Source organism: Pseudomonas sp. FP453, assembly GCF_030687495.1.
Lineage (GTDB): Bacteria > Pseudomonadota > Gammaproteobacteria > Pseudomonadales > Pseudomonadaceae > Aquipseudomonas.
The window spans coordinates 5281861-5307311 of record NZ_CP117435.1; the positions used below are offsets into that span (position 1 = coordinate 5281861).

A 25451-nucleotide genomic window follows, 5' to 3' on the forward strand; every position below is an offset into this window, starting at 1 on the left:
TACTGAGCGCCCAGTCAGCTAACGGGCGAAGCCGGCATTTGATAATTGTTTGCATTTGAACGTCAAGGCACTTAAGGATTGAAATGAAGTTTCTCTGCCCCTCCGACACCCTTGCGCCCGACAGCAGCCGCGGTTTTGAAATCGATGGTTGCAAATTGTTGGCGGTGCGCCGTGACGGCGTTGCCTACTTCTATATCAACCGCTGCCCCCATCGCGGCATCCCGCTGGAATGGCAAGCCGACCAGTTCCTCGACAGCAGCGCCAGCCTGATCCAGTGCGCCACCCACGGCGCCTTGTTTCTGATCGAAAGCGGCGAGTGCATCTCCGGCCCGTGCGCCGGCCAAAGCCTCACCGCCCTGCCCGGCCGTGAGGACGCGCAGGGCCTGTGGGTGGAACTCTAGTCGAACAGCACCTCAAGACGCCGATCCACGCGCACTTCCTCGGGCGTGACTCGCACGCCGTACGCCAACACCTCTACGCCAGCGGCCTTGGCTTCACGCAATGCCGCGGCGTAAGCGGGATCGATCTCCACAGCCGGGCGCACCGCCTCGATCCCCGACAGGTTGACGCAATACAACTGCACCGCCCGCACACCGTCGCGTGCCAGGTGCGCCAACTCGCGCAAATGCTTGGCGCCGCGCTGCGTCACCGCATCGGGGAAAGCCGCAACTGCGCTGCCATCGAAGCCCAGGGTGACACTTTTGACTTCGACGTACGCCGCACCGTCGGCATAGTCCAGGCGAAAGTCGATGCGACTGTTCTCCTGGCCGTAAGGCAATTCACGCTTCAAGTCGGTAAAGCCATTGAGCTCGCTGATCACCCCCGGCGCGCAACGCCTCCTCGATCAGCGGATTGGCGCGCGCGGTGTTCACGCAGGCTAGGCGCCCCTGGGGTGTCTCGGCGATTTCCCAGGTGCCCGGCAGCTTGCGCTTGGGGTCATTGGAGCGACTGAACCACACCTGCCCACCTTCCACCATGCAATTGAGCATCGAGCCGGTGTTGGGACAGTGAATGGTGAGCAACTCGCCGCTAACGGTTTCGATATCGGTGAGAAAACGCTTGTAACGGCGAATCAGACGACCCTTCTTCGAGGGGAGGATTAAAGCGCATCAGCCTTGCCAGCTCCGCAAGCCACGGGCGATGCGGTCCACCGCTTCCTGTAGGCGATCAAGGTTTTGCGTGTAGGCAAAGCGCACATGGTGGCCGGCTTGATAGCGGCCGAAATCCAGCCCGGGCGTGAACGCTACATGTTCGGTTTCGAGGAAGTGCCGGCAGAACGCGAAGGCATCGCCGCCGAACGCGCGGATGTCGGCATACAAATAGAACGCCCCCTCCGGCTCGACGGCAATGCCGAACCCCAGCTCACGCAAGGCTGGCAGCAGGAAGTCGCGACGGCGGCGGAATTCGGCGCGGCGCTCTTCCAGGATGCTCAGGGTCTGCTCGGTGAAACAGGCGAGCGCGGCGTGCTGGGCCATGCTCGGTGCGCTGATGTAGAGGTTCTGCGCCAACTTCTCCAATTCACCGACCGCTTCTGGCGGTGCCACCAGCCAACCCAGGCGCCAGCCGGTCATGCCGAAATACTTCGAAAAACTATTCAGGACGAAGGCGTCGTCGTCCACTTCCAACACGCTGGCGGCATCGGTGCCGTAGGTGAGGCCGTGGTAGATCTCGTCCACCACCAAGTGGCCGTTACGGGCCTTGATCGCGCTCGACAAACCAGCCAGTTCATCACGCGTGAGGATGGTGCCGGTCGGGTTGGCCGGGGAAGCGACCAGCGCGCCCACGCTGTCTTGATCCCAATGCTTCGCCACCAGATCGGCCGTCAATTGATAGCGCACTTCCGGCCCCACCGGTACCAGTTGCGCCGCGCCTTCCACCAGGCGCAGGAAGTGCCGGTTGCACGGGTAACCGGGGTCCGCCAGCAGCCAGTGCTTGCCTGGGTCCACCAACAAGCTGCTGGCCAACAGCAACGCGCCGGAACCGCCGGGAGTAATCAGGATACGTTCCGGGTCCACGTTCAAGCCGTAGCGTTGCTGGTAGAAACCGCTGATGGCTTCGCGCAGCTCCGGCAGCCCACGGGCGGCGGTATAGCGGGTCTTGCCGTTGGCCAGTGCGGCCTGGCCGGCCTGGATAATCGGTTCGGCGGTGGTGAAATCCGGCTCGCCGATTTCCAGGTGGATCACATCGTGCCCGGCGGCCTGAAGCTCATTGGCCCGCGCCAGCAACGCCATGACATGAAAAGGTTCGATGGCGCGACTGCGCGCACTGTAGGGCTGAGCCATTAGCCTTCCTTAACGGGTAAGTACAAAGCGTCGATTCTACCCAACCCCACGCGTAACGCCCGTTCTATTGCCATACGCCGCGCGCCGAGCGGTTCGGGCAAGCGCCGCCAGAACGACTAAAATCAACATTCGAGGCTGCTGCCTCCCCTCTTGCAGCCGTTCGCAACCCGTACAGGGCGGGGCCTCGACAACCGGGAGTGGCGCACCCCGAATCTATCTGGTAAGTTCGCCCGCTTGCAGCCGCAGGGCCGGCAGGTGTCGGTGATGTTGCAATCCTGCGCAATGGATTAGAAGAGTGAGAGGCGGTCCATTCATGCCCACCCAAGCAAAGCAACAGAACATCAGCGGTTTCCAGCCCTACGTAGAATCGAAGGGTGAGGAATACATGGGCAAGCCCATGCGCGAACACTTCTCCAAAATCCTGAAGCAGTGGAAGCAGGACTTGATGCAGGAAGTCGACCGTACGGTTGACCACATGAAGGACGAAGCCGCCAACTTCCCGGACCCGGCAGACCGTGCCAGCCAGGAAGAGGAATTCGCCCTTGAACTGCGTGCCCGTGATCGCGAGCGCAAGCTGATCAAGAAAATCGACAAGACCCTGCAACTGATCGAAGACGAAGAATACGGCTGGTGCGAATCCTGCGGCGTCGAAATCGGTATCCGTCGCCTGGAAGCCCGCCCAACCGCGGACCTCTGCGTAGACTGCAAGACCTTGGCTGAAATCAAGGAAAAACAGGTCGGCAAGTAATCCTTCCGAACTGAACGAATGGGGCGTGCAAACGCCCCATTTTTGTTTCTGGCGTTTAGCGAATTTCCAGTAGTATCCGGCCCATGACAGCCTCTACCTATATCGGGCGCTTCGCCCCCACGCCCAGCGGCCATTTGCACTTTGGCTCCCTGGTCGCCGCCCTCGCCTCCTACCTCGATGCCCGCGCCAACAACGGCCGCTGGCTGATGCGCATGGAAGACCTCGACCCACCCCGTGAAGAACCCGGCGCCCAGGCGGCGATTCTGCACGCCTTGGAAAGCTACGGCTTTGAGTGGGACGGTGAACTGGTCCGACAAAGCGAGCGGCACGATGCCTACGCCAAAGTGCTGAACGACATGTTCAACCACGGCCTGGCCTACGCCTGCACCTGTTCGCGCAAGCAGTTGGAACCCTACAATGGCATCTACCCGGGCCTGTGCCGCAACGCCGGCCACGAGCAGCAGGATGCGGCTATCCGTTTGCGGGTTCCCGAGCTGGAATACCACTTTACCGACCGCGTGCAAGGCGAATTCCGACAGCACCTGGGCCGCGATGTCGGCGACTTCATCATCCGGCGCCGCGATGGCCTCTACGCCTATCAACTGGCCGTGGTCCTCGACGATGCCTGGCAAGGTGTCACCGATATCGTGCGCGGTGCCGACCTGCTGGACTCCACACCGCGCCAGCTGTACCTGCAGGAACTGCTGGGCCTGCGCCAGCCGCGCTACCTGCACGTCCCGCTGATCATCCAGCCGGACGGCAACAAGCTCGGCAAGTCCTACCGCTCGCCGCCGTTGACGCCCGACCAGGCCACGCCGTTGCTGCTAAGGGCCTTGCGCGCCCTCGGCCAGCAACCCGGCGCCGAGTTGCTGCACGCCAGCCCACGGGAGCTGCTGGATTGGGGCATCCAGCACTGGGATGCCACACTCATCCCGCGCACACTCACGCTGGCCGAAGCGCAATTGAACTGAAGGCGCTTGCAGCTTGCCAAGCATCCGTTACCATCGCCCCACGTTTTTACACAGAGGCCAACATGTACATCTATCGATTGGTCCTGCTGCTGGTCGTCGGGATCTACCTGTTTTCCCCCGCCATCATGGATTGGTGGATCGACGCCACGGGCGCCTGGTATCGCCCGTATCTGCTGTGGCTGATCCTGATCGTCGTGACTTTCATCCTGCAGAGCCAAAAAGATGCCGATGAGCTTTAGCCTCACCCAGATGCTGCTGGTCAGCGCCGCCTACCTGGCCGCGCTGTTCGGGGTGGCCTGGATCAGTGAGCGCGGAATGATTCCGCGGGCGATCATTCGCCATCCGCTGACCTACACCTTGTCCCTCGGCGTCTACGCCAGTGCCTGGGCGTTTTACGGCACCGTAGGCCTGGCCTATCAGTACGGCTATGGCTTTTTGTCCAGCTACCTCGGCGTGTCCGGCGCGTTCCTGCTGGCGCCGGTGTTGCTGTACCCGATCCTGAAAATCACCCGCACCTATCAGCTATCGTCCCTGGCCGACCTGTTTGCCTTCCGCTTTCGCAGCACCTGGGCTGGCGCGCTGACCACCATTTTCATGTTGATCGGCGTGTTGCCGCTGCTGGCCCTGCAAATCCAGGCCGTGGCCGACTCCATCAGCATCCTCACCCGTGAGCCGGTGCAACACCGCGTCGCCCTGGCCTTTTGCGCGCTGATCACCCTGTTCACGATCTTCTTCGGCTCGCGCCATATCGCCACCCGCGAGAAGCACGAAGGCCTGGTGTTTGCGATTGCCTTCGAGTCGGTGATCAAGCTGATCGCCATCGGCGGTGTCGGCCTCTACGCGCTCTACGGCGTGTTCGACGGCCCGCAACAGCTTGAGCTGTGGCTGCTGCAAAACCAGACTGCCCTCGCCGCCTTGCACACGCCGTTGCAGGAAGGCCCGTGGCGCACATTGCTGCTGGTGTTCTTCGCCTCGGCAATCGTGATGCCGCACATGTACCACATGACCTTCACCGAGAACCTCAACCCGCGCTCACTGGTCAGCGCCAGTTGGGGCTTGCCGCTGTTCCTGTTGCTGATGAGCCTGGCGGTGCCGCTGATCCTGTGGGCGGGCCTGAAACTGGGCGCCACCACCAACCCTGAATACTTCACCCTCGGCATCGGCATTGCGGCCAACAGCCCGGCCTTGGCGATGCTGGCCTATGTCGGCGGTTTGTCGGCGGCCAGCGGGCTGATCATCGTCACCACGCTGGCGCTGTCGGGCATGGCCCTCAATCACCTTGTACTGCCGCTGTATCAGCCGCCGGCTGAAGGCAATATCTACCGCTGGCTGAAGTGGACACGCCGCGCGCTGATCGTCGCGATCATCATGGCGGGCTATGGTTTCTACCTGCTGCTGGGCGCCGGGCAGGACCTGGCCAACCTGGGCATCGTCGCGTTTGTTGCCACCTTGCAGTTCCTCCCTGGGGTGTTGTCGGTGCTGTACTGGCCGACCGCCAATCGCCGTGGGTTTATCGCCGGGTTGCTGGCGGGCATTCTCGTGTGGGTTGTGACCATGCTGCTGCCGCTGGTCGGCAACTTGCAGGGCTTCTACATCCCGTTGCTGAACATGATCTACGTGCTCGACGACACCAGCTGGCACATGGCTGCGATTGCCTCCCTGGCCGCCAACGTCCTGATGTTCACCCTGATCTCGCTGTTCACCAACGCCAGCCCGGAAGAAACCAGCGCCGCCGAAGCCTGCGCCGTGGACAACGTACGCCGCCCGCAACGCCGTGAGCTGCATGCGGCGTCACCCCAGGAGTTCGCCACGCAGCTGGCCAAACCCTTGGGCGCCAAGGCGGCGCAAAAAGAGGTCGAGCAGGCGCTGCGCGATCTCTACCTGCCGTTCGACGAACGCCGCCCGTACGCCCTGCGCCGCCTGCGTGATCGGATCGAGGCCAACCTCTCCGGTTTGATGGGACCGAGTGTGTCCCAGGACATGGTGGAAACGTTCCTGCCCTACAAGGCCGGCGGCGAAAACTACGTCACCGAAGACATCCATTTCATCGAGAGCCGGCTGGAGGATTACCACTCGCGCCTCACCGGCCTTGCCGCCGAACTCGATGCCCTGCGCCGCTATCACCGTCAGACCCTGCAGGAACTGCCGATGGGCGTCTGCTCCCTGGCCAAGGATCAAGAGATCCTGATGTGGAACAAGGCCATGGAAGAACTCACCGGCATCGCCGCGCAGCGCGTGGTCGGCTCGCGCCTGAACACCCTGGGCGAGCCCTGGAAGGAACTGCTGCAAGGGTTTATCAACCTGCCCGACGAACACTTGCACAAACAGCACCTGGCCCTCGACGGCCAGACCCGTTGGCTGAACCTGCACAAAGCCGCCATCGACGAGCCCTTGGCACCAGGTAACAGCGGCCTTGTGCTGCTGGTGGAAGACCTGACTGAAACCCAGATGCTCGAAGACAAACTGGTGCACTCCGAGCGCCTGGCCAGCATTGGTCGCCTGGCCGCCGGTGTGGCCCATGAGATTGGCAATCCGATCACCGGTATCGCCTGCCTGGCGCAAAACCTGCGGGAAGAGCGCGAAGAAGACGGCGAGATCACCGAAATCAGCGGGCAGATCCTTGAGCAGACCAAACGGGTTTCGCGCATCGTGCAGTCGCTGATGAGCTTTGCCCACGCAGGCGCCCATCAGAACCAGGACGAAGCCGTGTGCCTGGCCGAAGTGGCGCAGGATGCGATTGGGCTGCTGGCCCTGAACCGGCGCAATTTCGAAGTACAGTTTTTCAATTTGTGCGATCCCGACCACTGGGTCGACGGCGACTCACAACGCCTGGCCCAGGTGCTGATCAACCTGCTGTCCAACTCGCGCGACGCAACCCCGCCGGGCGGTGCGGTACGCGTCAAGACCGAGGCTTTCGAGCATACGGTGGACCTGATCGTCGAGGACGAAGGCAGCGGCATTCCACAGAACATCATGGACCGATTGTTCGAACCCTTCTTCACCACCAAGGACCCCGGTGAAGGTACCGGTCTGGGCCTTGCACTGGTCTATTCCATCGTTGAAGAGCATTATGGACAAATCACCATCGACAGCCCGGCTGACACCGAAAGCCAACGCGGCACCCGTATCCGGGTGACCTTGCCGCGTCATGTCGAAGCGACGTCCGCTGTGAACTGAGACCGTCGAGAGAATTGAATCAATGCCGCACATTTTGATCGTCGAAGACGAAACCATTATCCGCTCTGCCTTGCGTCGCCTGCTTGAACGTAATCAGTACCAGGTCAGCGAAGCTGGCTCGGTGCAGGAAGCCCAGGAGCGTTTCAGCATTCCCACGTTCGACCTGATTGTCAGCGACCTGCGCCTGCCCGGTGCACCGGGTACCGAGCTGATCAAGCTTGGCCAGGGCACGCCGGTGCTGATCATGACCAGCTACGCCAGCCTGCGGTCGGCGGTGGACTCCATGAAGATGGGCGCGGTGGACTACATCGCCAAGCCGTTCGATCATGACGAAATGCTCCAGGCCGTGGCCCGCATCCTGCGTGACCGGCAGTCGGCCAGCAGTGCGCCGGCCGAGCAGCGTCCGGCTGGCAAGGCCGCCGACAAGCCGGGTGTGGATAACAGCAACGGCGAGATCGGCATCATCGGCTCCTGCCCACCGATGCAGGACCTGTACAGCAAGATCCGCAAAGTCGCGCCCACCGACTCCAATGTATTGATCCAGGGCGAGTCGGGCACCGGTAAAGAACTGGTGGCCCGCGCCCTGCACAACCTGTCCAAGCGTGCCAAGGCGCCGATGATCTCGGTGAACTGCGCGGCCATTCCTGAATCCCTGATCGAGTCCGAACTGTTCGGCCACGAGAAAGGCGCGTTTACCGGCGCCAGCGCCGGGCGGGCGGGCCTGGTGGAAGCGGCGGACGGCGGCACCTTGTTCCTCGATGAAATCGGCGAACTGCCACTGGAAGCCCAGGCGCGCTTGCTGCGGGTACTGCAAGAAGGCGAGATCCGCCGCGTGGGCTCGGTGCAATCGCAAAAGGTCGATGTGCGCCTGATCGCGGCGACTCACCGAGACCTCAAGAGCCTGGCCAAGATCGGCCAGTTCCGTGAAGACTTGTATTACCGCCTGCACGTGATTGCCCTCAAGCTGCCGGCCCTGCGCGAGCGTGGCGCCGACGTCAACGAGATCGCCAACGCGTTCCTGCTGCGCCAGAGTGCGCGTATCAACCGGACCGACCTCAAGTTTGCCCCGGACGCCGAGCAGGCGATCAGGCATTACTCGTGGCCAGGTAACGTGCGGGAACTGGAGAACGCGGTCGAGCGTGCGGTGATCCTGTCGGAGAGCCCGGAAATTTCTGCCGAGCTGCTGGGTATCGACATCGAACTCAGCGACCTGGACGACGATGATTTCATCGGCCTGGCCCCGCAACAGGGCGGTGGTAGCAATACCAGCCATGAGCCGACGGAAGATTTGTCACTGGAAGATTACTTCCAGCACTTCGTCCTTGAGCATCAGGACCACATGACCGAGACCGAACTGGCGCGCAAACTGGGCGTGAGCCGTAAATGCCTGTGGGAACGCCGCCAGCGCCTGGGCATCCCACGGCGCAAGACCGGGGTCGCCAGCGAAAGTTGAGGGCGTGCCCCCACAGGTAACACCCTCAGATGTGAAAAAACTGTTACCGCTGATTTTTCACGTAACAAAAGCCGGGGCTTACGGTAACGAAGCCCCGGCTTTTTTTCGCCCTCAGAAACCTCAAAACCAGCTCAACCCCCTGATTTTGCTGGTCGGCGCAAAAGTTGGCACGCACCCTGCTATATGCTTAGTACAAAAACAATAACAAGCTTTGTACAAGACAATAAAAATAAGACGAATCGACTCACGCATAACAAAAACAACACGGCGGAGGCGCAGCTAACTGATTCTTTTGGAGAGGCGTTGCATTTGGGGCTTGCCCCGCAACCAGGCCGAGAACAACAAAAACTGCCCTAAGGCAGAGCCTGAACTGGTTGGATCCTAGATCAGCAACACAGCGACCAAAGCAATCCGTTTGCTCTTGACTCCCGATTGGGAGTGTCATGAAGGTGAAGCTTCATGGCGAGGGCGATCAACAAAAACAAAAAGCCCGAAATCCATAATAAAAATAGAGCACGCAACTACTTCTGGGGGAGCTTCGGCTCCCCTTGTAGTTTCCGGCATTCGACGTTTAAAGGCTTATGGCGCAATGCCTGTAGCTTGTTCCTACACCATCCCCTGACTAAATGCTAGAATCCTCGCCCATCATGCGGTCATTCTTCGTTATGGCCGAACATTCCTTCAAACAGTGCATCCCATGCTGAAGAAGTTGTTCCAGTCATTCCGTTCTCCCTTGCGTCGTACGCAACACATTCGCAGCACGCCTGAGGTGCTTAACAGCAACCAGCATTCGTTGCAGCGCGCCCAGTTCAGCCGTTATGCGGTGAACATCGTCGAGCGTTTGCAGAACGCCGGCTACCAGGCTTACCTGGTGGGTGGTTGCGTGCGCGACATGCTGCTCAACATCACGCCCAAGGATTTCGACGTCGCCACCAGCGCCACGCCTGAACAAGTGCGCGCCGAGTTCCGCAATGCGCGCATCATCGGTCGTCGCTTCAAGCTCGTGCATATCCACTTCGGTCGCGAGATCATCGAAGTCGCGACCTTCCGCGCCAATCACCCGCAGAACGATGAAGAGGAAGACACCAACCAGTCCTCCCGCAACGAGAGCGGGCGCATCTTGCGCGACAACGTCTACGGCAGCCTGGAAGAAGACGCGCAACGCCGCGACTTCACCATCAACGCCCTTTATTACGACCCGGTCAGCGAGCGCATCCTCGATTACGCCAACGGCGTACACGACATTCGCAACAACCTGATCCGCCTGATCGGCGACCCGACGCAGCGCTACCAGGAAGACCCGGTACGCATGCTGCGTGCGGTGCGGTTCGCCGCCAAGCTGAACTTTGGCATCGAGAAGCACACCGCTGCGCCGATCCGCGAACTGGCCCCCATGCTGCGGGAAATCCCCTCGGCGCGCCTGTTCGAAGAAGTGCTCAAGCTGTTCCTCTCGGGCTACGCCGCAGACACCTTCGAGATGCTGGTGGACCTGCAACTGTTCGACCCGTTGTTCCCGGCCAGCGCCGAAGCACTGGAACAGAACCCGACCTATACCCACACCCTGATCAGCGAAGCCCTGATCAACACCGACTTGCGCATCAAGCAGAACAAACCGGTGACCCCGGCGTTCCTGTTTGCCGCCCTGTTGTGGCCAGCCCTGCCCAAACGCGTCCTGCGCCTGCAAGAGCGCGGCATGCCGCCCATCCCGGCGATGCAGGAAGCCGCGCACGAGCTGATCGCCGAACAGTGCCAGCGCATTGCCATTCCGAAACGCTTCACCATGCCGATCCGCGAGATCTGGGACATGCAGGAGCGCCTGCCACGCCGCAGCGGCAAACGCGCCGACCTGCTGCTGGACAACCCGCGCTTCCGCGCCGGCTACGACTTCCTGCTGCTGCGCGAAAGCGCCGGCGAGCAGACCGACGGCCTCGGCGAATGGTGGACCGATTACCAGGACGCCAATGACAGCGAACGCCGCGACATGATTCGCGACCTCGGCAGCAAAGGCGACGGCGAAGGCCCGAAAAAACGCCGGCGCAGCGGCACCAAGCGTAAACGCAGCGCCGCCGACACCTCAGGCGAGTAAGCGTGGAACGCATCTACATCGGCATGGGCAGCAACCTCGCCGCCCCCGATCAACAATTGCGCAGCGCCGTCGAGGCGCTGGCGCTGTTGCCAGGTACCACGGTGGCCGGCGTGTCCGCGTTTTATCAGAGTGATTCCCTGCTCCCGGGCCAACCGCGCTACACCAATGCGGTGGCCGCCCTCGACAGCGACCTTGCGCCGCTGCAACTGCTGGACGCGCTGCAAGCCATCGAGAACGACCAGGGCCGCGAACGCCTTGAGCGTTGGGGCCCGCGTACGCTGGACCTGGATATCCTGCTGTTTGGCGATCGCCTGATCGACGAGCCACGCCTGAAGGTGCCGCACTACCAGATGCACCTGCGGGCGTTCGTGCTGTATCCGCTGGCCGAGCTGGCAACCGACACGCTGCAATTACCTGACGGCCAACGCCTCAGCGACTTGCTGGCAGCTTGCCCGTTTGTCGGCCTGGAACGTCTGACTCAAGACTGACTCGGTCACTGTGGGAGCTGGCTTGCCTGCGATAGCGGTGGGTCAGCTACACAGACTTGGCTGACCCACCGCTATCGCAGGCAAGCCAGCTCCCACCTTTGACCTCCCGTGTTCTAAAAACCCTATCCACAGGCTGAATCGCATCAGTAACACGGGTAACACCCCCCTCGTAACAATGCGGTAACACATCCAATTGACTTCCCGTGCCCTCCTCACGACTATAGGCGTCCCGCTGCCGCCAACCCGGCGCTAAAGGGCGCAATCCAGGCCTTATAAGCACTGCTCTCAAGACAGTGCGCCTGTATAAACGAAGACTCACGCGCGTTACTCGCTGTTTCCAAGCGCCTGAACGAGGACCCTTTTCATGCCAGACATTACCCTGACCACCTTGCAGAGCCTCAAGCTCAAAGGTGAAAAAATCACCATGCTGACCTGCTATGACGCCACCTTCGCCCACGCCAGCTGCCAGGCCGGGGTTGAAGTGTTACTGGTGGGCGACTCCCTGGGCATGGTTCTTCAAGGGAATGACAGCACCTTGCCTGTTACCACCGATGAACTTGCCTACCACACCGCCAGCGTCAAGCGCGGCAACGATGGTGCCTTCATCATCGCCGACCTGCCGTTCATGGCGTACGCCACCCTCGAACAGACCTTCCAGAACGCGGGCAAGCTGATGCAGGCCGGCGCGCACATGATCAAGGTCGAAGGCGCCCTGTGGCTCGCCGAGTCGGTGCGCCTGCTCGCTGAGCGCGGCGTACCGGTGTGCGTACACATGGGCCTGACGCCGCAGTCGGTGAATGTCCTCGGTGGCTATAAGGTGCAAGGCCGCAACGAAGCGCAGGCGCGGCAGATGCGTGCCGATGCCATCGCCCTGGAACAAGCGGGCGCGGCGATGATCTTGCTGGAGTGCGTGCCGAGTGAGTTGGCCGCCGAGATCACCCAGGCCGTCAAGGTGCCGGTGATCGGCATTGGCGCGGGCTCGGCCACCGATGGCCAAGTGCTCGTGGTTCACGACATGCTCGGCCTGTCGATTTCCGGCCGCGTGCCGAAGTTCGTGAAGAACTTCATGACCGGCCAGGACAGCATCCACGCCGCCCTCAGCGCCTACGTCAGCGAAGTCAAAGGCGTGACCTTCCCCGGCGCCGAACACGGATTCTCTGCATGAACACGGTCAAAACCCTACGCGAACTGCGGGCCGCTGTGACCCACGCCCGCAACGCCGGCAAACGCATCGGCTTTGTGCCGACCATGGGCAACCTGCACAGCGGCCACGCCACCCTGGTGACCAAGGCCGCGCAGCAAGCGGACTTCGTGGTCGCCAGTATTTTCGTCAATCCGCTGCAGTTCGGCGCCGGCGAAGACCTGGATACCTACCCGCGCACCCTGGCCGCTGACCAGGAAAAGCTCCTGCAAGCCGGCTGCAACCTGCTGTTCGCGCCCACCGTCGAGGAAATGTACCCCGGCGGCACCACCGGGCAGACTCGCGTCAGCGTGCCACACCTGTCGGAAGGCCTGTGCGGCGCCAGCCGTCCGGGGCACTTCGAAGGCGTGGCGACCGTGGTGAGCAAGCTGTTCAACATGGTCCAGCCGGACATCGCGGTATTTGGCCAGAAGGACTACCAGCAACTGGCCGTGATCCGCGCCATGGTGCAGGACCTGAACATGCCGATCCAGATCATCGGCGAGCCCACCGTGCGCGCCGAGGACGGCCTGGCGCTGTCGTCGCGCAACGGTTACCTCAGCGCAGAACAGCGCGCCATCGCGCCGGTGCTGTACCGCAGCCTCAGCCAGATTGCCGCAGCCATCCAAGCCGGTGACCACGACTTCGCCAAGCTGCGCGCCGAACAGATCCAGCAGATCGAAGCCGCCGGCCTGCGCATGGACTACCTCGAAGTGCGTCAAGGCGTAAACCTGCGCCCGGCAACCCCTGAAGACCGCGATGTGGTGATCCTCGTCGCAGCCTACCTGGGCACAACTCGCCTCATCGATAACCTGCATCTGAACCTCAACTGACCCTCGCCTGTTGCCCTCCCTGCCGTGCCGGTATAAAAAAGTACCGGCCACAGCGCAGACAAAGCCAAGACAAGTTCACACGCTAGGTTTAATGTAATCGCCCTGCGCTCTTGGTTAGCGCTGTCTGGAACCCGCCGCTTGATGAGAGGCAGGACGTTCCGGGCTTTGAAGTGTCCTAAAGGCAGTCCCCGTAATAAAAGGAAACCCGCAGCGATGGCGTACTACCGCACTCCTCATGACGTTACCGCTCTGCCCGCCTGGCAAGCGCTCAATCAACACCGCCAAGCCATGCAGGATTTCAGCATGCGCGACGCGTTCAATGCCGATCCCCAGCGTTTTTCCCAATTCACCTTGAGCAGCTGCGGACTTTTCCTCGATTACTCGAAAAACCTGATCACCAGCGAAACCCGTGATTTGCTGGTGGCCCTGGCCAAGGAAGTCGACCTCAAGGCCGCGATCAACTCGCTGTACGCGGGCGAGCCGGTCAACTCGTCCGAGGGCCGCCCTGCCCTGCACACCGCGCTGCGCCGCCCGGTGGGTGACAAGCTGTCGGTCAACGGCGTGAACATCATGCCGGACGTGCACAAGGTGCTGAACCAGATCACTGACCTGGTCGGCCGCATCCACGACGGCCTGTGGCGTGGCTACACCGAGAAGCCGATCACCGACGTGGTGAACATCGGCATCGGTGGCTCGTTCCTCGGCCCGGAGCTGGTCTCCGAAGCGCTGCTGTCCTACGCCCACAAAGGCGTGCGCTGCCACTACCTGGCGAATATCGACGGCAGTGAGTTCCACGAACTGACCATGAAGCTGCGCGCCGAGACCACGCTGTTTATCGTCTCGTCGAAATCCTTCAACACCCTCGAAACCCTGAAAAATGCCCAGGCCGCCCGCGCCTGGTACCTGGCCCAGGGTGGCTCGGAAGCCGAGTTGTACCGCCACTTCATCGCCGTATCGAGCAACAACGCGGCGGCCGTGGCGTTCGGTATCCGCGAAGAAAACATCTTCCCGATGTGGGACTGGGTCGGCGGCCGTTACTCGCTGTGGTCGGCCATCGGTTTGCCGATTGCCCTGGCCATCGGTATGTCCAACTTCAAGGAACTGCTGTCCGGTGCCTACACCATGGACCAGCACTTCCAGAACGCCCCGTTCGAACAGAACATGCCGGTGCTGCTGGGCCTGCTGGGCGTGTGGTACGGCAACTTCTGGGGCGCGCAGAGCCACGCGATCCTGCCGTACGACCACTACCTGCGCAACATCACCAAGCACTTGCAACAGCTGGACATGGAATCCAACGGCAAGAGCGTGCGCCAGGACGGCACGCCGGTGTCCACCGATACCGGCCCGGTGATCTGGGGCGGCGTCGGCTGTAACGGCCAGCACGCTTACCACCAGTTGCTGCACCAGGGGACCCAACTGATCCCGGCCGACTTTATCGTGCCGATTGTCAGCTTCAACCCGGTGTCCGACCACCATCAGTGGCTGTACGCCAACTGCCTGTCGCAAAGCCAGGCGCTGATGCTCGGCAAGACCCGCAGCGAAGCCGAAGCCGAGCTGCGCGACAAGGGCATCGCCGAAGAAGAAGTGCAGAAGCTGGCACCGCACAAGGTGATCCCGGGCAACCGCCCGAGCAACACCCTGGTGGTGGAACGCATCAGCCCGCGTCGCCTCGGCGCACTGGTGGCCATGTACGAGCACAAGGTGTTCGTGCAGAGCGTGATCTGGGGCATCAACGCCTTCGACCAATGGGGCGTGGAGTTGGGCAAAGAGCTGGGCAAGGGCGTGTACAACCGCCTGACCGGCGCCGAAGAAGCCGTGGCAGATGACGCCTCGACCCAAGGCTTGATCAACTATTTCCGCGGTCGTCACCGCGGCTGATCCTGCCCCTTCAAGGCCAACGTCCGTTTGGAGGTTGGCCTTGAACCCTCCCCCCACAGCGTGCATCTTTATGTCTTGTGCCTAAAACAAGAATAAGGACCGCTCATGTTCGATATCAGCACTTTCCCCACTGCCGATGCCGTGCGCCGCGCTGCGCAACTCAGTCAAGAGGACTACAGGCGCCTCTACCGCCAATCCATCGAGCAACCCGATACCTTCTGGGCCGAACAGGCCAAGGCTTTTCTCGACTGGATCAGCCCCTGGCACACCGTTCAGCAATCGGACATCCACACCGGCGCTGCGCAATGGTTCGCCGGCGGCCAACTGAACGTCAGCTACAACTGCATCGACCGTCACCTCGCGCACCGCGCTGAGCAAACGGCCTTCATCTGGGAAGGCGACGATCCGACACAATCCTCCAAAATCACCTACAACCAACTGCACCAAAACGTCAGCCGCCTGGCCAACGTGCTGAAAGGCCGTGGCGTGAAGAAAGGCGACCGGGTGTGCATCTACATGCCGATGATCCCGGAAGCGGCCTACGCCATGCTGGCCTGCACCCGCATTGGCGCGGTGCACTCGGTGGTGTTTGGTGGGTTCTCGCCGGATGCCCTGCGTGACCGCATCCTCGACGCCGACTGCCGCACGGTGATCACCGCCGACGAAGGCGTGCGCGGCGGCAAGCCGGTGGCATTGAAGCAGAATGTCGATAAAGCCCTGGCCAGTTGCCCGAATGTCAGCACCGTGTTGGTGGTGGAACGCACCGGGGCAAAGGTGAACTGGAGCGAAGGTCGCGACCTCAAGTATCAACACGCCCTCGACGCCGCCAGCGCCGACTGCCCACCCGAGCCGATGGACGCCGAAGACCCGCTGTTCATCCTCTACACCTCCGGCAGCACCGGCAAACCCAAAGGCGTGCTGCACACCACCGGCGGCTATCTGCTGCAAGCGGCGATGACCTTCAAGTACGTGCTCGACTACCGCGACGGCGAAGTGTTCTGGTGCACCGCCGACGTGGGCTGGGTCACCGGCCACAGCTACATCGTGTACGGCCCGCTGGCCAATGGCGCGACGTCGCTGATGTTCGAAGGCGTGCCGAGCTACCCGGACAGCTCGCGCTTCTGGCAGGTGATCGACAAGCATCAGGTCAACATCTTCTACACCGCGCCGACGGCCCTGCGCGCGCTGATGCGTGAAGGCCACGGCCCGCTGGAGAATACATCCCGCGCCAGCCTGCGGTTGCTCGGCAGCGTGGGCGAGCCCATCAACCCCGAAGCCTGGGACTGGTATTTCAATGCCGTCGGCGAGCAGCGCTGCCCGATTGTCGATACCTGGTGGCAGACCGAGACCGGCGGCATCATGCTCAGCCCGCTGGTCAGCGCGCAGCGGATCAAGCCGGGCTGCGCGACCCAGCCGATGTTCGGCGTACAACCGGTGTTGCTGGATGAGCACGGTAAAGCTTGTGACGGCGCCGGCAGTGGCGTACTTGCGATCAAGGCCAGTTGGCCCGGGCAGATCCGCAGCGTCTACGGTGACCCGCAGCGCATGATCGACACCTATTTCAAACCCTACCCCGGCTACTACTTCACCGGCGACGGCGCGCGGCGTGATGAAGATGGCGACTATTGGATCACCGGGCGTATTGACGACGTGATCAACGTCTCCGGGCACCGCATCGGCACTGCTGAAGTGGAAAGCGCCCTGGTCCTCCACGACCTGGTGGCCGAGGCCGCCGTGGTGGGCTACCCCCATGATGTCAAAGGCCAGGGCATCTACGCCTTTGTCACCCCGATGAATGGCGTCACGCCCGACGATGGGCTAAAAAAACACCTGCTGGAGCTGGTCAGCAAGGAAATCGGCAGCTTTGCCAAGCCGGAACTGATCCAATGGGCGCCGGCCTTGCCGAAGACCCGATCCGGCAAAATCATGCGCAGGATTTTGCGCAAGATCGCCTGCAACGAACTGGACAGCCTCGGTGACACGTCCACCCTGGCCGATCCCAGCGTGGTCGATGGCCTGATCGACAAACGCCTGAACCGATAGGAAAACCTGAATCGCCATGGAATTTATCCGCAGCCGTATCGAAACCCAGTTGATGAGCCTCACGGGCTTGTCACTGGGCCAACTGGACCTGGAAAACCCCAAGGGCGACCCCGGCCTGTTCGGGCCGGACTCGGTCAGCTGGCAAGTCCATGGCGACTTCAGCAGCATGTTGATCGGCGGCATCAGCGCCTTGATGCTGCAAGCCTTGCACCCGCTGGCCCTGGCCGGCGTGTGGGATCACTCGAACTTTCGCCAGGACATGCTCGGGCGCTTGCGGCGCACGTCGCAGTTCATTTCCGGCACCACCTTTGGCTCGCGCAAGGACGCCGAATGGCTGATCGAAAAAGTGCGCACCATTCACCTGCAAGTGGTCGGCCATGCACCGGACGGCCGCGCGTATGCGGCCAGCGACCCGGAGTTGCTGACCTGGGTGCATGTGGCGGAAGTGAGCAACTTTCTCGCCGCCCACCTGCGCTACCGCAACCCGCACCTGTCGGGGCGTGACCAGGACCGCTACTACGCCGAAATCGCCCTGGTCGCCGAACAACTGGGCGCGCGGCATGTGCCGCGTTCGCGGCAGGAAGTGTCGGATTACCTGGCGCGTATCCGCCCACAACTCTTGTGCGACGAGCGCAGCCGCGAAGTGTTGCGCCTGCTGCTCGATGCCCCGGCGCCAAGCACCTTGGCCAAGCCGTTTGGCGCGCTGATGATGCAGGCCGGGATCGACCTGTTGCCGGACTGGGCCAGCGCCATGCTTGACCAGCACCAGAGCCCGCTGCAACGCCAGATGATCCGCGCCGGGGTCAAGCGCAGTGCACCGCTGCTGCGCTGGGCGATGCGCAATGGTTCGGTACAACGGGCGCATCGGCGGATGGGGCTGATGTAGGCCAGGCCCTATAGCTGTTAAACTCCGCGCCCACATTTACCCCCATTACTTAAGCAAGGCGCGCTCCATGTCTCCCTTGAATCAGGCGCTGCGCGCCGCCCTCGATCATCGCCAAGACCTGATCAACGAGCTGCACGCCCAAGGCACCGACTGCTACCGCTTGTTCCATGGCAGCCAGGAAGGCGCCGGCGGCCTGACCATCGACCGCTACGGCCCGCAATTGCTGGTGCAGAGCTTCCACCAGTCGCTGCAAACCGACGAGTTGCTGGACCTGCACCAACTGATCAACCAGTACATCGGCCTGGAATTGCTGCTGGTGTACAACGACCGTTCCCGTGGCAACTCGCGGATCGATCGCGAAGACACGGTGTACCGCGCCGAACCGGCAGCGCTGGAAGATCTGGTCGGCCACGAGTGGGGCCTCAATTACCGCGTGCGCGGGCGCCATGCCGGGCAGGACCCGCTGCTGTTCCTCGACCTGCGCAACACCCGCGGCTGGGTCAAGGCCCACAGCGCCGGCAAAAGCGTGTTGAACCTGTTCGCCTACACCTGCGGCGTCGGCCTCAGCGCGGCGGCGGGTGGTGCCCGCGAGGTGTGCAACCTGGACTTTGCCGAGGGCAACCTGGCGGTTGGTCGCGAAAACGGCGAGCTGAACCCGCAATTGCCAGCCATGGAATTCGTGCAGTCCGACTACTTCCCGGCGATCCGCCAACTGGCCGGCCTGCCCATTACCCAGCGTCGCGGCCAGAAACTGCCGAGCTACCCACGCCTGGAACAGCGTCAGTACGACCTCGTATTGCTCGACCCTCCGGCCTGGGCCAAGAGCGCCTTTGGCACCGTCGACCTGTTGCGTGACTACCAAAGCCTGCTCAAGCCCGCACTGCTCGCCACGGCCGACAATGGCGTGCTGATCTGCTGCAACAACCTGGCGAAGGTCAGCATGGATGACTGGCGCGAACAGGTGCTGCGCTGCGCGGAGAAGGCCGGGCGCCCGGTACGCGACTGGAAAATCATGACGCCGGGGGTGGATTTCCCTTCACAAGACCAGCAGCCACCGCTGAAAACTCTGATACTGCAGCTGTAGGACGTTTCCCAATAGCCCTGCTCTTCGGAACCGAAAACCCGTGCCATACTCCAAGGCACTCCTGTTTGACATAGATGGCGCCGCCCCATGCCCAAAGGATTGATTCGCGCCACTGGCGCCTTGTTGACCGCCGTTGCCCTGTACAGCTTGCTGGGCTTTCTGATTTTGCCCGGCATTGCCCTGCGCATTGCCAACCAGCAACTGGCCAATTACGCCACGGTGCCGGCACGGATCGAGCGCATCGAGCTCAACCCGTTCAGCCTGGAACTGACGGTCTGGGGCCTGAAGATCGGCGAGCCGGGCAAAGAACAGATCGGTTTCGAACGCCTCTACGCCAACCTGCAGATCGACAGCCTGTGGACCCGCGCGCTGCACCTGGCCGATGTGCAATTGGACCAGCCGAAGACGCAGCTGCTGTTCGACAAGTCCGGCCAGTTGAACCTGGCGCAACTGTTCAAGATTCCGCCCAGCGAGCCCACCCCGGCCGACCCGAATGCCAAGCCCTTTCCCTTGCGGATCGACGCCATCAAGCTGGCCGGCGGCTATGTGCACTTCGAAGACTTGCGTCCCAGCGAGCCCATCGAATTCCTCTACGACAAACTCGACTTCGAGCTGAAAAACCTCAGCACACTGCCCGAAGACAATGCCGACATGACCCTGGTCGCCGCCGGCCCGGAAGGCGGGCAGATCGACTGGAAAGGCAACTTCAGCCTGGTGCCGATCACGTCCGAAGGTACGCTGAAAGTCACCGACGGCAAGATGAAGGCCTGGTGGCCGTATGTCCGTGATGCGCTGCCGCTGGTGCTTGAGGACGGCGTGCTGAACTTCAGCACCGACTACAAATTCAGCCTGGCCAAAGAGACCGAGCTGAACCTGACCAACACCGCCGCCAGCATCGCACCGTTTGCCCTCAAGGCTCCGGATGGCCGGCCGCTGGTACGCCTGGAGCGCCTGGACGTCAGCGAAACCACCGTGGACCTGGCCAAGCAACAAGTGGTGGTGGGCAAGATCCGTAGCAACAAATTGGAAACCTGGGCCGCCCGCGAAGCCGACGGTCAACTGGACTGGCAGAAACTGTTTGCCAGCCAACCGAGCAAGTCGGCCCAGAAGCCGGAAGCCGCCACAGCGCCGGCTACCGCCGACTCCCCCAAACCGGCACCGGCAGCGCCCAGCAAACCGTGGCAAGTGCTGCTCAAGGACGTGCAACTGCGTAACTATCAGGTGCATCTGGCCGACCGCCAGGTCAAACCTGCCGTCGCGTTGGAGCTGGGCCCGCTGAACGTCGACGTGCAGAACTTCGACAGCCTCAACCAAAGCCCGTTTACCCTGAAGGTCGATACCGGCCTGGGCAAGCAGGGCAAGATCCTCGCGACGGGCGAGGTCAACCTGAACCCGATCAGCGCCAAGCTCAAGGTCAATACCCAGGACATCGACCTGCGGGTTGCCCAGGCCTACATCAGCCCGTTCATTCGCCTGGAACTGCGTAGCGGCATGCTCGGCAGCAACCTGGACGTGAACCTCAAAAGCGCCGATCCACTCAAGCTGCAAATCACCGGACGCGCCCAGGTCGACCAGCTGCATACCCTCGACACCCTCAAGACCCGCGACTTCCTCAAATGGCAGCGCCTGGTGGTCGAAGGCGTCAACTACCAGCACGGCGAGAGCCTGTCGATCGACAAGGTCAACCTGCTGCAACCCTATGCGCGTTTCATGATCAACGACGACCGCACCACCAACGTCGATGACTTGCTGATTCCACAGGCGCCCGATAAGAGTCCGAAACCGGCCAGCAAAGACAAGCCGCTGGGCATTCGTATCGGGCAGATTGCGATCAACGACGGTTCGGCCAACTTTGCCGACTTCAGCCTGACCCCCAACTTTGCCACCGCCATTCAACAGCTCAACGGGCAGATCGGTACGATCGACAGCCGCCAGGCCAAACCGGCCAGCGTCGACATCAAGGGCAAGGTGGATCGCTACGCGCCGGTGACAATCAAGGGCAGCGTGAACCCGTTTGATCCTATGGCGGCGCTGGATATCGCCACCAGCTTCAAACGGGTCGAGTTGACGACCCTGACCCCCTACTCCGGCAAGTTCGCCGGTTTCCGTATCCGCAAGGGCCGGCTCAATCTCGACCTGCATTACGTGATCACCAAAGGCCAGCTGAAAGCCGAAAACAAAGTGGTGGTCGAGCAACTGCAACTGGGTGAGAAAGTCGACAGCGCCGACGCCGTGGACTTGCCGATCCGCCTGGCCATCGCGTTACTCAAGGACTCCGATGGCAAAATCTCCATCGAGCTGCCAGTGACGGGCGACCTCAACAACCCACAGTTCAGCGTGATGCCGATCGTGTGGCAGACCCTGCGCAACCTGGTGGTACGCGCCGCAACGGCACCGTTCAAGTTTATCGGTGGGTTGGTTACCGGCGGTGGCGCGGAGGACTTGGGCAATGTGTCCTTCGCCGCCGGTTCCAGCGAGCTGAACAAGGATGCCGAAGGCGCCTTGAACACGCTGGCCAAGGCGCTGAAAGAACGCCCGGCCCTGCGCCTGGAAATCGAAGGCACGGCCGCTGCCAGCAGCGACGGGCCGTTCCTGGCCGCAGAGCGTCTGGAGCGTGAATACCAATACAACTACTACAAGATCCTTCAGCGCCGTGGCGACAAGGTTCCCGCCCAGGCTTCGCTGCTGGTTGTACCGGAGAAGGAAAAGGCGCCATTGCTGGAAGGCATCTACCGCACCCGCCTGAAACAGCAACCTCCGGCGGAATGGAAGGACCTGAGCGACAGTGACCGCACTGCGAAGCTGCGTGACGGCGTGATCAAGTTCTGGAGCGCCAGTGACGTACTGCTGCGCCAACTTGGCCAGGACCGTGCGAGCACGATCAAGGACTACCTGGTGGACAAGGGCCAGCTGGAAGATGACCGGGTGTACTTCATTGATGCCAACCTGGGTCAGGCGGAGAAAGATGGGCGGGTGGTGACACCGATGCATCTGGATGCCGAGTAAGCCACAAACATGTGGGTGGGCTTGTGTGGGAGCGGGCTTGCCCGCGATAGCGGTGGGTCAGCTTGAACAGCTTTGACTGATCCACTGCAATCGCGGGCAAGCCCGCTCCCACATTTGATCTTCATCGACTTATCGTCGGTATTCCAACCCACAATAGAACAGGCCCCGACACAAGTGCCGGGGCCTGTAATGACCACATCCCTGTGGTCGGTCGCATGAACACGTGAGGTGCATTGAGTGGATATCTGGCTCACTCGTTGCCGCCGACGTTTTGTTCAAGACGATACGTTGGGCATTACTCTGCTTTCAGGCCATCGGCCGATACAGCTTTAACGCCTTTGATTTGCTTGGTGATGTTCACCGCGGTGGTTTTCTGTGCTTCGGTCACTGCGGCGGTCGAAGACAGGGAAACAACACCTTTGTTGGTTTCGACTTTGATGTCGGTGCCAGGAATGCCTTTCTCGGTCACCAGGTCAGCTTTCACTTTGGTGGTGATCCAGGTATCGGAAGTAGACTCTTTGGCGCCGGCGGCAGCGCTCTTGGTCTTGTCGACATTGTCGGCTTTGTAGGCGCCGCCTGCATGCAGGCTGTCGGCAGAGACCGCTTTCACGCCTTTGATTTTCTTGGTGATAGCGACAGCGGTCGCTTTCTGCGATTCGGAGATTTCTACGTCAGACGACAGGGTAACCACACCTTTGTTGGTTTCAACCTTGATGTCCGAACCTGGAATACCTTTTTCGGTCAGCAGATCAGCTTTTACCTTGGTGGTGATCCAAGTGTCCGAGGTGGACTCCTTGGCTTTGGTCACTTCGCCGGCTGCCAGAGTCATAGGCGCTTGGGAAGTCTGAGCAAAGGCTACGTTAGCAGCCATGGCCATGGTCAGAGCGGTAGCAGTAGCGAGAGCGAACTTCTTCATACGAGTAACTCCTGTTTTATTAAAAGTCTGCAGTGTGTGTACCTTGATGCTGCAGCGTTAACAGAGATATTGCAGGCGCTGTGCCAAGTTTTGCAGACCTATAAAATCCTTTTAAAACAACAAGTTAGAAAATCTCTCAATTTTCGGAATCGTGCAACTTGCATGAAGCCCATCGTGCCTGCGTGCAAGTTGCGGCTTTTTCCACAGCGTGGGCGGTGTTGATTTTCCTGCACTTTTTGCGCGCCCATAAAAAAAGGACTCCGAAGAGTCCTTTTTTTCAGCGTGAAGCCTGGGGGTGATTAAACGCCCGAAGCCTTGGCTGCTGCTACGTCCTTGATGGACAGCTTGATACGGCCGCGGTTGTCCACGTCCAGTACCAGCACTTCCACTTCCTGGCCTTCTTTCAGAATGTCGGTCACTTTCTCGACACGAGCGTCGCTCAGCATGGAGATGTGCACCAGACCGTCTTTGCCCGGCAGGATGTTGACGAACGCGCCGAAGTCGACGATGCGCTCAACCTTACCGACGTAGATCTTGCCGATCTCGGCTTCAGCAGTGATGCCCAGGACGCGCTGGCGTGCAGCCTCAGCCGCTTCCTTGGTTTCGCCGAAGATCTTGATCGAGCCGTCGTCTTCGATGTCGATCGAAGCCTTGGTCTCTTCACAGATCGCACGGATAGTCGCGCCGCCTTTACCGATGACATCACGGATTTTGTCGGTGTCGATTTTCATCGCGATCATGGTCGGAGCGTTTTCCGACAGTTCGGTGCGGGACTGACCAATGATCTGGTTCATCTGGCCGAGGATGTTCAGGCGCGCTTCCAGGGCTTGGCCCAGGGCGATCTCCATGATCTCTTCGGTGATGCCTTTGATCTTGATGTCCATCTGCAGCGCGGTCACACCTTTGGAGGTACCGGCTACTTTGAAGTCCATGTCGCCCAGGTGGTCTTCGTCACCCAGGATGTCGGTCAGGATGGCGAACTTCTCGCCTTCTTTAACCAGGCCCATGGCGATACCGGCAACCGGCGCCTTCATCGGCACACCGGCGTCCATCAGGGCCAGTGAAGCACCGCAAACGGAAGCCATGGAGCTGGAACCGTTGGACTCGGTGATTTCCGATACAACACGGATGGTGTACGGGAACACGTCGGCAGCCGGCAGCATGGCGGCGATCGAACGACGGGCCAGACGGCCGTGACCGATTTCACGACGACCAGCGCCACCCATGCGACCACACTCGCCCACCGAGAACGGCGGGAAGTTGTAGTGCAGCATGAACGGGTCTTTTTTCTCGCCTTCCAGGGTGTCCAGCAGCTGTGCGTCACGGGCGGTGCCCAGAGTCGCGACTACCAGGGCCTGGGTTTCACCACGGGTGAACAGCGCCGAACCGTGAGTCTTCGGCAGAACGCCGACTTCGATGTTCAGCGGGCGTACGGTGCGGGTGTCGCGACCGTCGATACGTGGCTTGCCGTTAACGATGTTTTCGCGAACGGTGCGGTATTCGATTTCGCCGAAAGCGGCTTTGACTTCGCTGGACGAAGGCTGGCCTTCTTCACCGGACAGCTTGGCAACAACCTGATCCTTCAACTCGCCCAGGCGAGCGTAGCGATCGGCCTTGACGGTGATGGTGTAGGCGTCGGAGATCGCAGCGCCGAACTCGGAGCGGATAGCGCCCAGCAGTTCGGTCGCTTCGGCCTGTGGAGCCCAGGTCCAGGTTGGCTTGGCAGCTTCGGCAGCCAGCTCGGTGACAGCCTTGATAACAGACTGGAACTCGTCGTGGGCGAACAGTACTGCACCCAGCATCTGGTCTTCGGTCAGCTCTTTGGCTTCCGATTCAACCATCAATACGGCTTCCGAGGTACCGGCAACGACCATGTCCAGGCTCGATGCTTTCTGTTGCTCGTAAGTCGGGTTCAGCAGGTAGCCGGTGCTTTCGTGGAAAGCAACACGGGCGGCGCCGATCGGGCCGTCGAACGGAATGCCCGAGATAGCCAGGGCAGCCGAGGTACCGATCATCGCAGCGATGTCCGGATCGGTTTTCTTGCTGGTGGAAACGACGGTGCAGACAACCTGCACTTCGTTCATGAAGCCTTCTGGGAACAGCGGACGGATCGGACGGTCGATCAGTCGGGAAGTCAGGGTTTCTTTCTCGGAAGGACGGCCTTCGCGCTTGAAGAAACCACCAGGGATCTTACCGGCAGCGTAAGTCTTTTCCTGGTAGTGAACGGAAAGAGGGAAGAAGCCTTTGCTTGGGTCAGCGGTCTTGGCGCCAACAACGGTCACCAATACGGTAACGTCGTCGTCAACGGTAACCAGCACTGCGCCGGAGGCTTGACGGGCGATACGGCCTGTCTCAAGGGTAACGGTCGACTGACCGAACTGGAACTTTTTGATAACCGGGTTCACGGTGTCCTACCTTCT

The 25451-nt window shown here is 61.3% G+C and carries 18 protein-coding genes and 1 pseudogene; 15 read left to right on the top strand and 4 right to left on the bottom strand.

All coding sequences use genetic code 11. The features are described 5' to 3' along the window. The first annotated feature begins 83 nt into the window (after nucleotides 1-83). A complete protein-coding gene (locus PSH87_RS24040; protein WP_017734140.1) occupies nucleotides 84-401 on the top strand; it encodes a Rieske (2Fe-2S) protein in 318 nt (105 codons plus the stop codon). On the opposite strand, the pseudogene sfsA reads toward PSH87_RS24040, so the two are convergent. Then, nucleotides 398-1110: pseudogene (gene sfsA, locus PSH87_RS24045) on the bottom strand (DNA/RNA nuclease SfsA). The gene PSH87_RS24040 and the pseudogene sfsA sit on opposite strands and share 4 nt — an antisense overlap. Then, entirely contained in the window at nucleotides 1110-2282 is a 1173-nt protein-coding gene (locus PSH87_RS24050) for a pyridoxal phosphate-dependent aminotransferase (RefSeq protein ID WP_305431390.1), read from the bottom strand. The pseudogene sfsA and the gene PSH87_RS24050 overlap by 1 nt, the downstream one beginning before the upstream one ends. A 313-nt stretch (nucleotides 2283-2595) precedes the next feature. Here PSH87_RS24050 and dksA point away from each other — a divergent pair, with 313 nt between their 5' ends. From dksA to PSH87_RS24120, 14 genes are all read left to right on the top strand, one after another. Further along, nucleotides 2596-3030 carry an RNA polymerase-binding protein DksA gene (gene dksA, locus PSH87_RS24055; RefSeq protein WP_017734143.1) on the top strand — a complete coding sequence of 145 codons (435 nt, stop codon included), beginning with the start codon at nucleotides 2596-2598 and terminating at the stop codon, nucleotides 3028-3030. Between the two features lie 83 nt (nucleotides 3031-3113). Beyond that, a complete protein-coding gene (gluQRS, locus tag PSH87_RS24060) occupies nucleotides 3114-4001 on the top strand; it encodes a tRNA glutamyl-Q(34) synthetase GluQRS (RefSeq protein WP_017734144.1) in 888 nt (295 codons plus the stop codon). A 62-nt stretch (nucleotides 4002-4063) separates the two neighbouring features. Further along, nucleotides 4064-4240 (top strand): hypothetical protein, encoded by a 177-nt coding sequence (locus PSH87_RS24065; RefSeq protein WP_003176118.1) that lies wholly within the window; start codon nucleotides 4064-4066, stop codon nucleotides 4238-4240. Beyond that, nucleotides 4224-7178, top strand: coding sequence for a sensor histidine kinase (locus tag PSH87_RS24070; protein WP_026136437.1), 2955 nt, complete (start codon nucleotides 4224-4226; stop codon nucleotides 7176-7178). Before PSH87_RS24065 ends, PSH87_RS24070 begins: the two co-directional genes overlap by 17 nt. Nucleotides 7179-7200: 22 nt before the next feature. Further along, nucleotides 7201-8631, top strand: coding sequence for a sigma-54 dependent transcriptional regulator (locus tag PSH87_RS24075; RefSeq protein ID WP_305431391.1), 1431 nt, complete (start codon nucleotides 7201-7203; stop codon nucleotides 8629-8631). A 697-nt stretch (nucleotides 8632-9328) separates the two neighbouring features. Further along, the gene (locus PSH87_RS24080; RefSeq protein WP_017734147.1) at nucleotides 9329-10717 is read left to right on the top strand and encodes a polynucleotide adenylyltransferase PcnB; all 1389 of its coding nucleotides are present in this window, start codon (nucleotides 9329-9331) and stop codon (nucleotides 10715-10717) included. 2 nt (nucleotides 10718-10719) lie between these two features. Continuing rightward, nucleotides 10720-11205 (top strand): 2-amino-4-hydroxy-6-hydroxymethyldihydropteridine diphosphokinase, encoded by a 486-nt coding sequence (gene folK, locus PSH87_RS24085; protein ID WP_305431393.1) that lies wholly within the window; start codon nucleotides 10720-10722, stop codon nucleotides 11203-11205. Nucleotides 11206-11569: 364 nt separating this feature from the next. After that, nucleotides 11570-12370 carry a 3-methyl-2-oxobutanoate hydroxymethyltransferase gene (gene panB, locus PSH87_RS24090; protein ID WP_017735562.1) on the top strand — a complete coding sequence of 267 codons (801 nt, stop codon included), beginning with the start codon at nucleotides 11570-11572 and terminating at the stop codon, nucleotides 12368-12370. Then, a complete protein-coding gene (gene panC / locus PSH87_RS24095) occupies nucleotides 12367-13218 on the top strand; it encodes a pantoate--beta-alanine ligase (protein WP_017735561.1) in 852 nt (283 codons plus the stop codon). Before panB ends, panC begins: the two co-directional genes overlap by 4 nt. A 213-nt stretch (nucleotides 13219-13431) precedes the next feature. Then, the gene (gene pgi / locus PSH87_RS24100; RefSeq protein ID WP_207045574.1) at nucleotides 13432-15096 is read left to right on the top strand and encodes a glucose-6-phosphate isomerase; all 1665 of its coding nucleotides are present in this window, start codon (nucleotides 13432-13434) and stop codon (nucleotides 15094-15096) included. A 105-nt stretch (nucleotides 15097-15201) separates the two neighbouring features. Next, entirely contained in the window at nucleotides 15202-17139 is a 1938-nt protein-coding gene (acs, locus tag PSH87_RS24105) for an acetate--CoA ligase (protein ID WP_305431396.1), read from the top strand. 16 nt (nucleotides 17140-17155) lie between these two features. Further along, on the top strand, nucleotides 17156-18025 hold the full coding sequence (locus PSH87_RS24110) for an oxygenase MpaB family protein (RefSeq protein ID WP_017735558.1): 870 nt from the start codon (nucleotides 17156-17158) through the stop codon (nucleotides 18023-18025). A gap of 67 nt (nucleotides 18026-18092) precedes the next feature. Next, nucleotides 18093-19109 (top strand): class I SAM-dependent rRNA methyltransferase, encoded by a 1017-nt coding sequence (locus PSH87_RS24115; protein ID WP_017735557.1) that lies wholly within the window; start codon nucleotides 18093-18095, stop codon nucleotides 19107-19109. Nucleotides 19110-19196: 87 nt separating this feature from the next. Next, a complete protein-coding gene (locus tag PSH87_RS24120; RefSeq protein ID WP_305431397.1) occupies nucleotides 19197-22115 on the top strand; it encodes a DUF748 domain-containing protein in 2919 nt (972 codons plus the stop codon). Between the two features lie 295 nt (nucleotides 22116-22410). On the opposite strand, the gene PSH87_RS24125 is transcribed toward PSH87_RS24120, so the two are convergent. Further along, the gene (locus PSH87_RS24125; RefSeq protein WP_026136643.1) at nucleotides 22411-23031 is read right to left on the bottom strand and encodes a BON domain-containing protein; all 621 of its coding nucleotides are present in this window, start codon (nucleotides 23029-23031) and stop codon (nucleotides 22411-22413) included. Nucleotides 23032-23330: 299 nt separating this feature from the next. Further along, nucleotides 23331-25436: a polyribonucleotide nucleotidyltransferase gene (gene pnp, locus PSH87_RS24130; protein ID WP_017735554.1), complete on the bottom strand. Its 2106-nt coding sequence runs from the start codon at nucleotides 25434-25436 to the stop codon at nucleotides 23331-23333. Nucleotides 25437-25451: the final 15 nt, after the last annotated feature.